This window comes from Atlantibacter sp. MEI4A-1023 (assembly GCF_056155425.1).
In genome coordinates, this window is the sequence record NZ_CM149568.1 from 2,530,080 (window position 1) to 2,542,287 (window position 12,208).

Sequence of the window (12,208 nt, forward strand, 5' to 3'; positions counted from 1 at the left end):
TAACGCGTTACTGTGTAGTATCAGTAAATCGTGATCCCCCAATGCGTTAAGGAAATGTCCATGAAATTGTTTTATAAACCCGGCGCGTGTTCCCTCTCTCCGCATATTGCACTGCGTGAGGCTGGCCTCGATTTCACCCTGGAGAAAGTCGACTTAGTCAGCAAGAAGACCGAACATGGCGCCGACTATCTGGAAATCAACCCGAAAGGCCAGGTACCGGCATTGCAGCTTGAAGAGGGTTCGCTACTGACCGAAGGCGTCGCTATTGTGCAGTTTATCGCGGATAAAGTGCCGGATCGCCAGCTGCTCGCGCCCGCTGGCAGCATGACCCGTTATCACACCCTGGAATGGTTGAACTATATCGCCACCGAGCTGCATAAAGGCTTTACGCCACTGTTCCGCCCGGACACCCCGGAAGAATTTAAACCCATCGCCCGTAAGGCGCTGGAGAAGAAGTTCCAGTATATTGACGACGAACTGGCTGATAAACAATGGCTACTGGGGCTACGCTTCACCGTCGCGGATGCCTATCTGTTTACCGTGCTGCGCTGGGCCTACGCCATCAAGCTGGATATGAGCGCGTTTTCGCATATCGCCAATTATATGGAACGCGTGAAAGCGCGTCCGGGCGTGGCGGCAGCGCTGGCTGCGGAAGGGATTGAATAACACAGCATGATGCCTCCGCAAGGAGGCATCATTTTATGAGGTTAGATAGCGCTGGCGGTAAAATGAAGATCGGGTTTAGCAATCAGATCCTGCGCAGCAACCACCTGCAACTCATACTCTTTCATCTCTTTTGTCATAGCCATCACGTCATACACTGCTGCCGTCACGTGCTCCAGCGCTTCGCGTAGCGACGCGCCCTGCAACAGTTTCACTAACAGCAAACCGCTGGTTACATCGCCGACGCCTACCGGCTGGCGCGCGCCAAAATCCACCAGCGGGCGGCTGATATGTAACGCGTCGTCGGCGGTGACCAGCAGCATCTCGAATTTATCCAGCCGGTAACCGGCGCGCGCCAGATGTTTGATCAGCACGATTTTCGGGCCCTGCGCGATCAGTTCACGCGCGGCGCTGACGGCCTCATCAACCGTATTGACCGCATGGCCGGTCAGGATCTCAAGCTCAATTAAATTCGGCGCGATGATGTCGCTGGCGGGCATGGCGTAACGGGTATGAAACTCCGCCACGCCGGGGGCGACGATACAGCCTTTTTCGGGATGGCCCATGACCGGATCGCAGAAATACAGGGCGGCTGGATTAGCGGCTTTAACCTGACGGACGATATCGAGAATCTGCTCGCCCTGCTCCGCCGACCCCAAATAACCGCTAAGTACCGCATCACAGCGCTGGAGTTGGCCGATATTGGCGATGCCCTGAACAATGTCGGTAAGATGGTTTGCCGGCATGACGCAACCGGTCCATTGCCCGTACTGGGTGTGATTCGAAAACTGAACGGTATTCAGCGGCCAGACGTTAGCGCCAAGTCGACGCATCGGGAATTCTGCGGCGCTGTTACCGGCATGGCCGAACACCACATGGGATTGAATGGCGAGGATGTTTTTCATCTCTATTTCCAGTGACTTTTCTGGCTACGACAGGCGTTATTCAGGCGAAATAAAAGGGCGTGGTTTCCCACGCCCTTCAACATTCAATAATTACTTCCAGCAAACAAGGCAGTAATTCTTTTTGCCGCGACGTAATAAGGTATAGCGGTCAAACAGCTTATCGGCCTCGCTGAAGATGTATTCCGGGTCAGACTGTTTTTCACCGTTAATGGTGACCGCGTTAGAGGCGATGGTTTTACGCGCCTGGCCGCGGGACGGTTGGAGATCGGAATCGACCAGCGCCTGCTGTAAATCCGCGCCAGCCGCCAGCTCAACCATCGGTATGCCGTCCTGCGCCAGTTGTTCAAAATCCGCTTCGCTCAGAGAGCTCAGATTACCGTTGAACAGGCTTTCGGTAATGCGTTTCGCTGCAACCAGACCTTCTTCGCCATGCACCAGACGGGTGACTTCATCTGCCAGTACATATTGCGCGCGTGGGGCTTTGCCGCTGGTTTTGTCTTCTTCTTCCAGCGCGTTGATGGCGTCAATATCCATGAAGGTGAAGAATTTCAGGAAGCGGTAAACGTCAGCGTCTGCGGTGTTAATCCAGAACTGGTAGAATTTGTACGGGCTGGTTTTCTTCGGATCCAACCACACTGCGCCGCCTTCGGTCTTACCAAACTTGGTGCCGTCGGCTTTAGTGATCAGCGGAACCGTCAGGCCGAACACCTGGTTCTGATGCAGACGGCGGGTCAGGTCGATACCCGAGGTGATGTTACCCCACTGGTCGGAACCACCGATTTGTAACGCGACGCCGTGCAGTTCGTTCAGGCAGGCGAAGTCGTAACCCTGTAGCAGGTTATAGGAGAACTCGGTGAAGGAGATGCCTACGTCGTCGCGGTTAAGACGCTGCTTAACGGCTTCTTTGTTAATCATCTGGTTAACAGAGAAGTGCTTGCCGATATCGCGCAGGAAGGTCAGCACATTCATGTTGCCGAACCAGTCATAGTTGTTGGCGGCAATCGCGGAGTTTTCACCGCAGTCGAAATCCAGGAACGGGGCAACCTGTTTACGGATTTTGTCCACCCACTCCTGCACTGTATCTTCGGTATTCAGTTTACGTTCTGCGGCTTTAAAGCTCGGATCGCCAATCAGACCGGTTGCGCCACCCACCAGCGCGACCGGCTTGTGCCCTGCCTGCTGGAAACGCTTCAGGCACAGCAGAGGAACCAGATGGCCCAAATGCAAGCTATCGGCGGTCGGATCGAAGCCGCAATAGAGTGCAATTGGCCCTTGCGCCAGTCGCTCTGCTAACGCTTCCTCGTCCGTCACCTGGGCCACAAGGCCCCGCTCTTGCAATTGTTTAATCAAATTGCTGGTTGCCATCAATTTCTCCATGTATTTACGACTGCACCTGTGCCGGTACACGGCTCTTCGCCCACACTGGCGAAAAATAAAAGAATTCATATGCCCTAAATAATTCGCGTTGCAGAAAGGCGGCAAGTGAAGGATTCCCGGGAGCTAACAAAAGTAAGCGATTGGGATGAGTGAACGCAGCCAACGCATCTGCAACGCGAAGTATGACGGGTATAGAATAAAGCGCTCGCAACGTGAGTACCAGCGCTTAAAGAATAAAACCGATACTCAGGGTGCCAGCCTGTCTATTTTCCAGGCATCGGCATCACGCTGGTATAAAAAACGGTCGTGCAGACGGTGTTCGCCGCCCTGCCAGAATTCCATCTGTTCAATGGAAACGCGGAAACCACCCCAGAAACTGGGTAACGGGATCTCGCCCTGCTGGAATTTCTGTTTCAGTTCGAGGAATTTACTTTCCAGAATACCGCGCGCGGAAATACGGCTGGACTGCTTTGACACCCACGCGCCGATTTGGCTGTCGCGCGGACGGCTGTGGAAATACTTCATGACGTCCAGCGTCGACAGGCGTTCGGCTTTACCAATCACCATCACCTGGCGCTCCAGCATATGCCAGGGGAACAGCAAGCTAATATTGGGGTTGTGCTCGATCTGGTGCGCTTTACGGCTACCGAGGTTGGTGTAAAACACCATGCCACGCTCGTCAAAATGCTTCAGCAACACAATACGTTGGTAAGGCTGGTTATTTTCATCAACCGTGGCGACCACCATGGCGGTAGGGTCCGCCAGTTTGGCTTCGCAGGCCTGGCCAAGCCACTTTTCAAACAGCGCTAAGGGTTGCTCGGGCAAATCATGACGACGTAAACCGCCTTTGGTGTATTCGCGGCGTAAATGCGCGATCTGTTGCAGGGCATCGTTGTCAGACATAGTGATTCTTAGAGGAGTTTTCGGGTGGCGTTATTGTGCGCCCCACCCGATAAAATCTCAACGCTTAGGGTTTTGCAACTGGCAGTTATTCAACACGATGCGATCTTTGTCGTAAACCGTTGCGCTATCGCCCTTAGACCAGAAGACATAAATGCCATCGGTATAGCGCGCGCCGGACGCGGAAAGTCCCTGTTTCAGCGTGAGCGGCTTATCATCGTAAACGAAGCTCACTTCCTGGCGGGTATTGTTGAGGTTGACCGTCAGCGGTTTTTCATCGCACTGGTATTCAAGCGTATCGGTATGCATGCGCTCGACGAAGTTGTTGTAAGTTGAGCAACCCGCCAGCAGCGTGGGGAGTAAAACGACAAGTAATTTTTTCATGGGCGTATCCTGAATAAACCTGTTCCCTGGAGAGACGAGTTCTCCACGTAACGATCAGTCTACCGTTTACGCCCATTGCGCAACTTCAGTTAACTCTGATAGTTCAGAACATTGGCAGGAAAAATCGCCCCTAATACCGTGGCTTTTGAGGCACCGGTCACAGAAGGCAAATTCCCCGGTAAACCGTTAAGGGTGCGCCAGGCGAGCCAGGCAAAGGCCAGCGCCTCCATGTCGTCGCCGCTGATGCCCGCTTCATTAGTCGTGGTCACTTCCGTTCCCGGTAGCAGGCTGGACAGGCGCGACATGACCAGCGGGTTTCGGCCGCCGCCCCCGCACACCAGTACCCGCTCGCAGCCGCCGCACAGCAAAATTTGTTCGGAGATGGTCACTGCCGTCAGCTCAGCCAGCGTTGCCTGCACATCCTGCGCTTTTACGCCGGGGAAATTTGCCAGATGGCGTTCCAGCCAGCCGTAGTTAAAGTATTCGCGACCGGTACTCTTCGGCGCAGGCGCGGAAAAATAAGGATCGCTGAGCATTTGCTGTAATAAAGGAAGGATTACGCTGCCGCTGCTCGCCCATTGGGCATCTTTATCAAAGGCTTTACCGCGCTGGCGCCAAATCCAGGCATCCATCAGCATATTACCCGGCCCGGTGTCATAGCCTTTTACCGGCGCGCCGGGAAACAGCATTGAGATATTGGCGATGCCGCCGATATTCAGCACCATGCGTTTTTCAGTGGGATGCGCCAGCAGCGCATGGTGAAACGCGGGCACCAGCGGCGCGCCTTGCCCGCCAAGTGCAATATCCCGGCGCCGAAAATCGCCGACCACGGTCACGCCAGTGCGGGCGGCAATCTGGTTATTGTCACCGATTTGCAGGGTGTGTGGCGCAGCGCCCTGTGGTTCATGCCACACAGTTTGCCCGTGGCAACCAATCGCCACGATATCCTCGGGGCGTAGTTTTTCCTGCTGCATCAATGCCTGGACCGCATCGGCAAACAGGCGGCCCAGCCGGGTGTCCAGTTGACCAAACTGAGACAGCGTTAACTGCTGGCCCTGACACACTGCCAGCACGGCCTCTTTCAGCTCGTGCGGAATGGGCCAGGAAAGACTTGCCTGCTGGGCAACCATATTTTCGTCAATCGTCGCCAGTACCACGTCCACACCGTCGAGGCTGGTTCCTGACATCACTCCGATATATCGACCCGATTTCATACTCAATCCTTTTATGCCGCCAGAGCCGACAACTGAACCATAACCACTCTGATTTCGCCACGTTTAATTAGCAACGTAACGTCCGTGGCCTGTAAAGAAACGTTTAAATCGTGTCTGGCGCTACAGCAATGCGGATGTTTAGCTACGGTTAATGAAGATTCTTATATTATTTTTTTATCAAGGCTCCACAATAGTGTGAAATCACCGGGTGGAGTATCTTATAATTTGCCATAAGGATGCTCATTTTGAGCGTAGCGTGGTGAACAGGAGATTTACATGATTTCACGAGTTCTGATGGTTTCGCTGGTGGGCTTTACACTGGCTGGTTGTGTGAATAACGATAGCCTTTCAGGCGATGTCTATAGCGCGTCGGAAGCGAAGCAGGTCCAGCGTGTGACCTATGGCACCGTAGTAAACGTTCGTCCGGTGCAGATTCAGGGCGGTGATGACAACAACGCTATCGGCGCTATCGGCGGCGCAGTGTTGGGTGGCTTCCTGGGTAATACCATCGGCGGCGGCACTGGTCGTTCGCTGGCGACCGCTGCGGGCGCAGTGGCAGGCGGCGTAGCTGGCCAGGGTGTACAGGGTTCAATGAACAAAACCCAGGGCGTCGAGCTGGAAATCCGCAAAGATGATGGCGATACCATCATGGTTGTCCAGAAACAGGGTGCAACCAAATTCTCTGCTGGTCAGCGTGTGGTAATGGCCAATAAAGGCAGCCAGGTCACCGTTTCTCCGCGTTAATGTTTATTCAGAGAGCGGCTTTTTTAGCCGCTCTTTTGTATTCTTTTTACCCTTCTTGACGTTTCCTGGTTTTAATTCAGATAAAGTCGGATAAAAACTTCTCCCACATTCAGTAAAGCTAACGCAATTTAAGGAATGAATATGCGATTAACATGCTTACACTGTTTATCAGGCGACTGTTGTTTAACATCACATTTCTTTAGACTTTTATTAACAGAAGCTTTTCATTAAGGTAGATTTAACGCTTTAAGGTTAAATAAACTGTTTATCGCTGTTACGCTTATTGTCCCCACGCAAGGCATCGAAAATGTTTAAAAGAATGATGACGCCCTTCACAAAAAAATTAATTTTTACGCTTTCTAGCCTTTTCTTTTTTTTAGTTTTACATCTTTTATTTACTCATCACTTTACGTACCCAACACAATTATCCCCGGCACTTTACCCTGGCTTAACAATATTATTAATGGTGCTGCATTTACTGATCGCTTGTTTATTATTTATGCGCGTTTATTGTGACAGCAAGCGATTTTATCTGGTGGCTATCGCCTCAGGCTTTATGGGCTCCGCGCTGATCATGACCGGTACGCTCGCCAGCTTCCCGGCCTGGTTTACAAGCCGTGCTGCCGGGAGCGGCAACTACAATGATGCCGCCATTTTTATGATGTTCCGCCATATCCTTCTGGCATCAATGTGCACGTGTACCGCGCTGTTTTATACGCTGCGCGCACGTATTGACGGAAAGATGGCCCGTCTGATGTGTTTTTTGTTGGTCACTGGCGCCACCCTGATGCTTATGGCGTTGGGCTATCTTTATTCCAGCTACAATCCTTTACTTTCAATAAGCTTAATTGATGAGTATTCGTTAAGCTGGCAAGCATTATGGCAGAATAAAATCGCTTATTTTATGATTGCAATGTGGTTTGCTTCACTCGCGCTGATCGTTCATTTCAGCCATTTGAAAACGTTATTGTGGATAGGCATTGCCGTTTTATGTGTGAGCGCCATCGGAACGCTGATTATTATGTTGTCTGACTCACACACTAACAGTCTGGCATGGTTTTACTCACGGATCTTTGAAACGGTTTCATCGCTAATAATTTTACTGGTACTGTTATGCGATGTATTTCAACTTTACCAGCGCTCTTACCAGAAATACCAAATTTCCTATCATAATTCCCTGCACGATACATTAAGCGGCCTGTATAATCGTCGCTTCTTATTTGAACATGCCCAGCATGCGCTAAAAAGCGCCAGCGCCGAAAAACCGGTTTCATTCGTATTATGCGATGTTGATTATTTTAAGCGTATTAACGATCGCTACGGCCATCTTCAGGGCGATAAAGTCATTCATTTTGTCGGCCAGCTTTTGTTGAATGCAGTGCGTAACCATGATATTGCCGCCAGAACGGGAGGCGAAGAGTTTGTATTACTGCTCAACGGCACCAGCAACATAAACGCGATGAATATTGCGCACCGTATCAAATCGCAAATTGCGCAGCAGGATGTCCGTAGTAGCAATGGCGCACTTCCCGAACCTATCACCCTGAGCATGGGGGTCTATACCGTTACTCAGGAAAATTGCACGATTGAGGAGTGCCTGGAACGCGCCGATAAAGCCATGTACCGCGCCAAAAAGGAAGGCCGAAACCGGGTGGTGAACTATCACTAAAATAAAAGGCCTCGTGGATACGAGGCCTTTGATTAATCCTGTCCGTGAAGCCTGATGATGTTCTTTTCAATCCGGCCGATAAGATTGATTAACAGTTCAAGCTCCTGCTGGCTGATGCCGCCGAGGATTTCACCCCGGGTTTTGCGTATCACATCTTCCATTTCAGTGATGATGGGCGCGGCTTTTTCAGTCAGTTTGATGCGTTTTGCGCGTCTGTCGTTGGCACAGGTGTGACGGGCGATCAACCCCTTTTCTTCCAGTTGATCCAGCGTACGCACCAGCGAGGGCTGTTCGATACCGATCGCTTTAGCCAGTTGTATTTGCGATTGATCTGGCGGCAACTCATGAATGTTATGCAATGTAACCCAGTGGGTTTGCGTCAACTCCAGAGGTTTCAGGCGATGGTCAATCAGAGCACGCCATATGCGTACCAACCGCGCCAGATCAGAACCGAGTGGCGATTCCAATTTCATCTCCTTATAATTAGCTTGCTAACTTATTATACTGATTTTAAACTTAGTGTGCAGCATTTATATGTCTAAAACAAATTACTGATTTTCCAGTCGCTTCGTGCAAAGTCTATAATTTGATTCTACAACCTGTCAGGGAAACAGCGTGTTATGGCCGTTATGATTAGGGTTAATCCGAAGTGAAACTGTTAACTTTGCCGTCCGGCATGCCGCTACAGGATGTGGTGGCCGGCGCTTCTGTCTATTTCCCCCCCATTTTTAAAGCCGTGTTTATCGGCCTGTTTATCTGGCTTATCGTGCATCGCTTAGTGCGTAACTGGCTCTACTCAGGCGCGGTCTGGCACCCCACCCTTATGGATTTATCGCTGTTTGTCCTGTCGGTATGCGGCGGGATGTTTCTTCTGACTACAGGGCTGTTTTGATGATGAAGACCGTGAAGTATTTTTCCACGCTGATCGTACTGGCGGCGGCGATTCTGGCTGGCTGGTGGCTGTGGAACTATTACATGCAATCCCCCTGGACACGCGACGGGAAAGTGCGCGCCGAACTGGTGGACATTACACCCCAGGTCGGCGGCACCATCACGCAAATCGACGTGCGGGATAACCAGTTCGTCAACGCTGGCGCACCGCTGTTTACCATTGACGCCACGCCGTTCCATATTGCGGTTCTCAATGCCGAAGCGCAGCTGGCTCATTCACAGTCCGATTTGGCAAAAGCGCAGAATGAAGCCAGCCGCCGCCAGCATCTGCCTCACAACTACATTTCAGCCGAAGAGTTAGACAGCGCCAATATCAATGTGAAAGCCATGCAGGCTGCGGTGAACGTGGCAAAGGCCTCGCTGGAACAGGCGCAGTGGCAGTTATCCCAAACGAAGGTCACCGCCCCGGTTGACGGATGGGTCACGAATCTCTCTGTTCGGGTCGGGAACTACGCCGCCACGGGCACGCCGGTATTCGCCTTAATCGACAGCCACTCCTTTTACGTTGTCGGCTATTTCGAAGAGACTAAGCTGCGTCATATAGCGCCGGGCGCGGCAGCCAGGATCACCCTGCTCAGCAACAATACGCCCCTGACCGGCCGCGTTGAGAGCATTGGCCGGGCGATCTACGATCAAAGCGTGGAAACGGACAGCGGGCTGGTGCCAGACGTGAAGCCCAATGTGCCCTGGGTGAGGCTTGCCCAACGGGTGCCGGTACGTTTTGAACTGGAAAATGTACCGGATAACGCGCTGTTAGTTTCCGGCACCACCTGCACCATCACTATCGAGCAATAATCCATGAATCTCGGCTGGCTTGACTGGCAACGCGCGCCCTGGGGTAAAGCAACAGGCAACCAGTGGCGCTATGCCCTGCGAAACGCGATTGCCATGTGCCTGGCGCTGAGCATTGCTTATGCGCTCGATCTGGATGAGCCCTACTGGGCCATGACCTCTGCCGCCGTGGTGAGTTTCCCGACTCCCGGCGGCGTGATCAGTAAAAGTCTGGGGCGCGTGGTGGGCAGCCTGATTGGGGCCAGCGCATCGCTGATTATCGCCGGAAGCACGCTTAACGATCCGTGGTTTTTTTCGCTTTCTATGGCAGGCTGGCTGGCGCTCTGTACCTGGACGTCCAGCCATTTTCATAATAACGCCGCCTATGCCGCCCAGCTTGCCGGTTATACCGCCGCGATTATCGCCTTTACCATGGTGAACACCGTGGAAACCACCCAGCTCTGGGATATTGCCCAGGCCAGGGTCTGCGAGGTGTTGATCGGCATTGCCTGTGGCGGCTTTATGATGATGGTGTTGCCCAGCACGTCCGACGGCACCACGCTGCTGGTTTCCCTGAAAACGCTGCACGCACGGCTGCTGGAACATGCCAGTTTGCTCTGGCAGCCGGAAACCACCGATGCGATGCGTACCGCCCACCAGGGAATGATTGGCCAAATTCTGACGTTAAACATATTGCGTATCCAGGCATTCTGGAGTCATTACCGGTTTCGCCAGAACAACAACCTGCTCAATGCGATCCTGCATCAGCAGCTCAGGCTGACCAGCACGATTTCTGGCCTGCGCCGGTTACTCATTAACTGGCAAACTATGCCGCCGCACATCGCCGCACTTCAGAGCGATATCCTGGCCGAACTGGCCCGTGAGCAGCCGGACCGTTATCGCATTGCCCGCCTGCTGGCGCTGTGCCTGCCGGAGAAAAGCAATGATTACCGGCATCTCGCGTACTGGCAGCGCCTGCGCTATTTTTGCCATACCTATTTACGTGTCAATCATCAACTGGTGGCGCTGGAAAACGATCGCGCCGGTATCGACGTTCCTGCGCCGAAAACCGCCTCGCTAACCCGGCACGCCGATATCGCCGAAGCCCTGTGGAATGCGCTGCGTACCTTTTGCGTAATCACCCTGGGCTGCGCCTGGACAATAACGGCGCAATGGGATGCCGGAAGCTCTGCACTGACCATGATCGCCATTTGTTGCGTACTCTACTCCGCATCGCCCTCCCCGCATCAGTCGTTATCCCTGCTGATGCGCACGCTGATATTGCTGTCGCTGTTTAGCTTTGCGGTAAAATTCGGCCTGATGGTACGGGTTACTGAGCTGTGGGAATTTCTGTTATTTCTGTTTCCGCTGCTGACCACCATGCAGTTAATGAAGCTCCAGCAGCCAAAATTCGCCGGCTTGTGGGGGCAATTGATCGTCTTTATGGGCTCATTTATCGCAGTGACCAATCCGCCGGTTTATGATTTCGGTGATTTTCTTAACGATAATCTGGCGAAAATCATCGGCGTCGGCCTCGCCTGGATGGCGTTCGCTGTCCTGAAGCCCGGTTCAGACACCCGCAAAGGCCGCCGTCATATTCGCGCGCTGCGTAGAGGCTTTATCGATCAACTGAGCCGCAAACCGGAATACAGCGAAAGTGAATTCGAATCGCTGGTTTACCATCACATACATCAGTTAAGCCAGGCGAAAGAGGAAACCGCACGCCGCTGGCTATTGCGTTGGGGCGTGGTGTTGCTCAACTGTTCCCACGTGGTATGGGCGCTACGCGCCTGGGAGGCGCGTTCCGATCCGCTCTCGCAGGTGAGGGATATCTGTATCAGTACGTTAAGAAATGTGATGAGCGAGCGCGGTATTCAGAAAAAACCGCTCGGCGTGGCATTAAATGAATTGCAGCGTTATGCCGATGTACTGGCGAAGCGCGACGATCCGGCTGCGGTGGAGCTGGCGGCGCTGATTTGGCGCCTGTACTGTTCGCTTAAACAACTGGAGCAAGCGCCGGCAGCGGATAATCCAACTGACGGCGCACCGGCGACTATTTTATAACGCCGCAGGCAAAACGTGCCCCGCCACCGCCAAGTGGCTCGGGCTTGTCGGACATGTTATCGCCGCCAACATGGATCATCAGCGCTTTGCCTTTGACGTCATCTAACGATTTCAGGCGCGGTGCGGTAACCGCCTCTTTCGCGTTGCCGTCTTTATCCACTAACAGCACAGGGAGATCCCCTAAGTGGCCTGCGCCTTCAGGGCCCTGGTGTTTACCGGTGGTCTGTGGGTCGAGGTGGCCACCCGCCGCTTCTGCTGCTGACGGTTTACCGTCTTTCATTGCCGGTTCACAGCTGCCTTTGGCGTGGATATGGAAACCGCGCTCACCGGGCGGCAACGCTTTAAGATCGGGGGTGAATTTCAGGCCGTTGTCCGTCTCTTCGATTTCTACTTCACCAATAGACTGACCAATGCCCTGAGGCGTAACCAGATGCATCTCAACGTCTTCACTGGCTGCCTGGGCTGCGCCGCAGGCAAACAGGACTGCCATTGCCAGACTGATCTTTTTCATCGTGCCTCCTGATTCATGAATTTGCCTGTTAAGTCTAGATCACAGGCGAGATTCG

Annotated in this window: 13 protein-coding genes; 6 read left to right on the forward strand and 7 right to left on the reverse strand. The window is 52.9% G+C overall.

Translation table 11 applies throughout. The annotated features are described in order from the left end of the window. The first annotated feature begins 60 nt into the window (after positions 1 to 60). Complete coding sequence (gene gstA / locus ACVV26_RS12135; RefSeq protein WP_474797244.1) at positions 61 to 666, forward strand: glutathione transferase GstA; 606 nt, start codon at positions 61 to 63, stop codon at positions 664 to 666. A gap of 41 nt (positions 667 to 707) precedes the next feature. On the opposite strand, the gene pdxY is transcribed toward gstA, so the two are convergent. From pdxY to anmK, 5 genes are all read right to left on the reverse strand, one after another. Beyond that, positions 708 to 1,568, reverse strand: a complete 861-nt coding sequence (pdxY, locus tag ACVV26_RS12140) for a pyridoxal kinase PdxY (protein WP_474797246.1) — start codon at positions 1,566 to 1,568, stop codon at positions 708 to 710. A gap of 90 nt (positions 1,569 to 1,658) precedes the next feature. Beyond that, entirely contained in the window at positions 1,659 to 2,933 is a 1,275-nt protein-coding gene (gene tyrS, locus ACVV26_RS12145) for a tyrosine--tRNA ligase (RefSeq protein WP_474797248.1), read from the reverse strand. Between the two features lie 258 nt (positions 2,934 to 3,191). Further along, positions 3,192 to 3,848: a pyridoxamine 5'-phosphate oxidase gene (gene pdxH, locus ACVV26_RS12150; RefSeq protein ID WP_312982348.1), complete on the reverse strand. Its 657-nt coding sequence runs from the start codon at positions 3,846 to 3,848 to the stop codon at positions 3,192 to 3,194. A 57-nt stretch (positions 3,849 to 3,905) separates the two neighbouring features. Beyond that, positions 3,906 to 4,229, reverse strand: coding sequence for a C-type lysozyme inhibitor (mliC, locus tag ACVV26_RS12155; RefSeq protein ID WP_312982351.1), 324 nt, complete (start codon positions 4,227 to 4,229; stop codon positions 3,906 to 3,908). Between the two features lie 89 nt (positions 4,230 to 4,318). Beyond that, complete coding sequence (anmK, locus tag ACVV26_RS12160) at positions 4,319 to 5,443, reverse strand: anhydro-N-acetylmuramic acid kinase (RefSeq protein WP_474797250.1); 1,125 nt, start codon at positions 5,441 to 5,443, stop codon at positions 4,319 to 4,321. A 276-nt stretch (positions 5,444 to 5,719) separates the two neighbouring features. Here anmK and slyB point away from each other — a divergent pair, with 276 nt between their 5' ends. Together slyB and ACVV26_RS12170 are read left to right on the forward strand one after the other, a co-directional pair. Further along, positions 5,720 to 6,187, forward strand: coding sequence for an outer membrane lipoprotein SlyB (gene slyB, locus ACVV26_RS12165; protein ID WP_474797252.1), 468 nt, complete (start codon positions 5,720 to 5,722; stop codon positions 6,185 to 6,187). A 307-nt stretch (positions 6,188 to 6,494) separates the two neighbouring features. Further along, positions 6,495 to 7,856 carry a sensor domain-containing diguanylate cyclase gene (locus tag ACVV26_RS12170; protein WP_474797255.1) on the forward strand — a complete coding sequence of 454 codons (1,362 nt, stop codon included), beginning with the start codon at positions 6,495 to 6,497 and terminating at the stop codon, positions 7,854 to 7,856. A 32-nt stretch (positions 7,857 to 7,888) separates the two neighbouring features. On the opposite strand, the gene slyA is transcribed toward ACVV26_RS12170, so the two are convergent. Then, complete coding sequence (gene slyA / locus ACVV26_RS12175; protein ID WP_474797257.1) at positions 7,889 to 8,329, reverse strand: transcriptional regulator SlyA; 441 nt, start codon at positions 8,327 to 8,329, stop codon at positions 7,889 to 7,891. A 203-nt stretch (positions 8,330 to 8,532) separates the two neighbouring features. On the opposite strand from slyA, the gene ACVV26_RS12180 reads away from it, so the two are divergent. From ACVV26_RS12180 to ACVV26_RS12190, 3 genes are read left to right on the forward strand one after another with little or no spacing between them, the layout of a single operon-like run. Beyond that, a complete protein-coding gene (locus tag ACVV26_RS12180) occupies positions 8,533 to 8,748 on the forward strand; it encodes a DUF1656 domain-containing protein (RefSeq protein WP_474801831.1) in 216 nt (71 codons plus the stop codon). After that, positions 8,745 to 9,602 (forward strand): efflux RND transporter periplasmic adaptor subunit, encoded by an 858-nt coding sequence (locus tag ACVV26_RS12185; RefSeq protein ID WP_474797259.1) that lies wholly within the window; start codon positions 8,745 to 8,747, stop codon positions 9,600 to 9,602. Before ACVV26_RS12180 ends, ACVV26_RS12185 begins: the two co-directional genes overlap by 4 nt. Positions 9,603 to 9,605: 3 nt before the next feature. Then, positions 9,606 to 11,642, forward strand: a complete 2,037-nt coding sequence (locus ACVV26_RS12190; RefSeq protein ID WP_474797261.1) for an FUSC family protein — start codon at positions 9,606 to 9,608, stop codon at positions 11,640 to 11,642. On the opposite strand, the gene sodC is transcribed toward ACVV26_RS12190, so the two are convergent. Beyond that, positions 11,632 to 12,153: a superoxide dismutase [Cu-Zn] SodC gene (sodC, locus tag ACVV26_RS12195; RefSeq protein WP_312982364.1), complete on the reverse strand. Its 522-nt coding sequence runs from the start codon at positions 12,151 to 12,153 to the stop codon at positions 11,632 to 11,634. The genes ACVV26_RS12190 and sodC overlap by 11 nt on opposite strands. Positions 12,154 to 12,208: the final 55 nt, after the last annotated feature.

What these genes read in the sequence shown, in the direction of transcription:
- ACVV26_RS12180 (WP_474801831.1), top strand. Translation starts at nt 8,533, where the DNA reads ATGCCGCTACAGGATGTGGTGGCCGGCGCTTCTGTCTATTTCCCCCCC.
- anmK (WP_474797250.1), bottom strand. Translation starts at nt 5,443, where the DNA reads ATGAAATCGGGTCGATATATCGGAGTGATGTCAGGAACCAGCCTCGAC.
- slyA (WP_474797257.1), bottom strand. Translation starts at nt 8,329, where the DNA reads ATGAAATTGGAATCGCCACTCGGTTCTGATCTGGCGCGGTTGGTACGC.
- pdxY (WP_474797246.1), bottom strand. Translation starts at nt 1,568, where the DNA reads ATGAAAAACATCCTCGCCATTCAATCCCATGTGGTGTTCGGCCATGCC.
- mliC (WP_312982351.1), bottom strand. Translation starts at nt 4,229, where the DNA reads ATGAAAAAATTACTTGTCGTTTTACTCCCCACGCTGCTGGCGGGTTGC.
- tyrS (WP_474797248.1), bottom strand. Translation starts at nt 2,933, where the DNA reads ATGGCAACCAGCAATTTGATTAAACAATTGCAAGAGCGGGGCCTTGTG.
- pdxH (WP_312982348.1), bottom strand. Translation starts at nt 3,848, where the DNA reads ATGTCTGACAACGATGCCCTGCAACAGATCGCGCATTTACGCCGCGAA.
- ACVV26_RS12170 (WP_474797255.1), top strand. Translation starts at nt 6,495, where the DNA reads ATGTTTAAAAGAATGATGACGCCCTTCACAAAAAAATTAATTTTTACG.
- sodC (WP_312982364.1), bottom strand. Translation starts at nt 12,153, where the DNA reads ATGAAAAAGATCAGTCTGGCAATGGCAGTCCTGTTTGCCTGCGGCGCA.
- slyB (WP_474797252.1), top strand. Translation starts at nt 5,720, where the DNA reads ATGATTTCACGAGTTCTGATGGTTTCGCTGGTGGGCTTTACACTGGCT.
- ACVV26_RS12190 (WP_474797261.1), top strand. Translation starts at nt 9,606, where the DNA reads ATGAATCTCGGCTGGCTTGACTGGCAACGCGCGCCCTGGGGTAAAGCA.
- gstA (WP_474797244.1), top strand. Translation starts at nt 61, where the DNA reads ATGAAATTGTTTTATAAACCCGGCGCGTGTTCCCTCTCTCCGCATATT.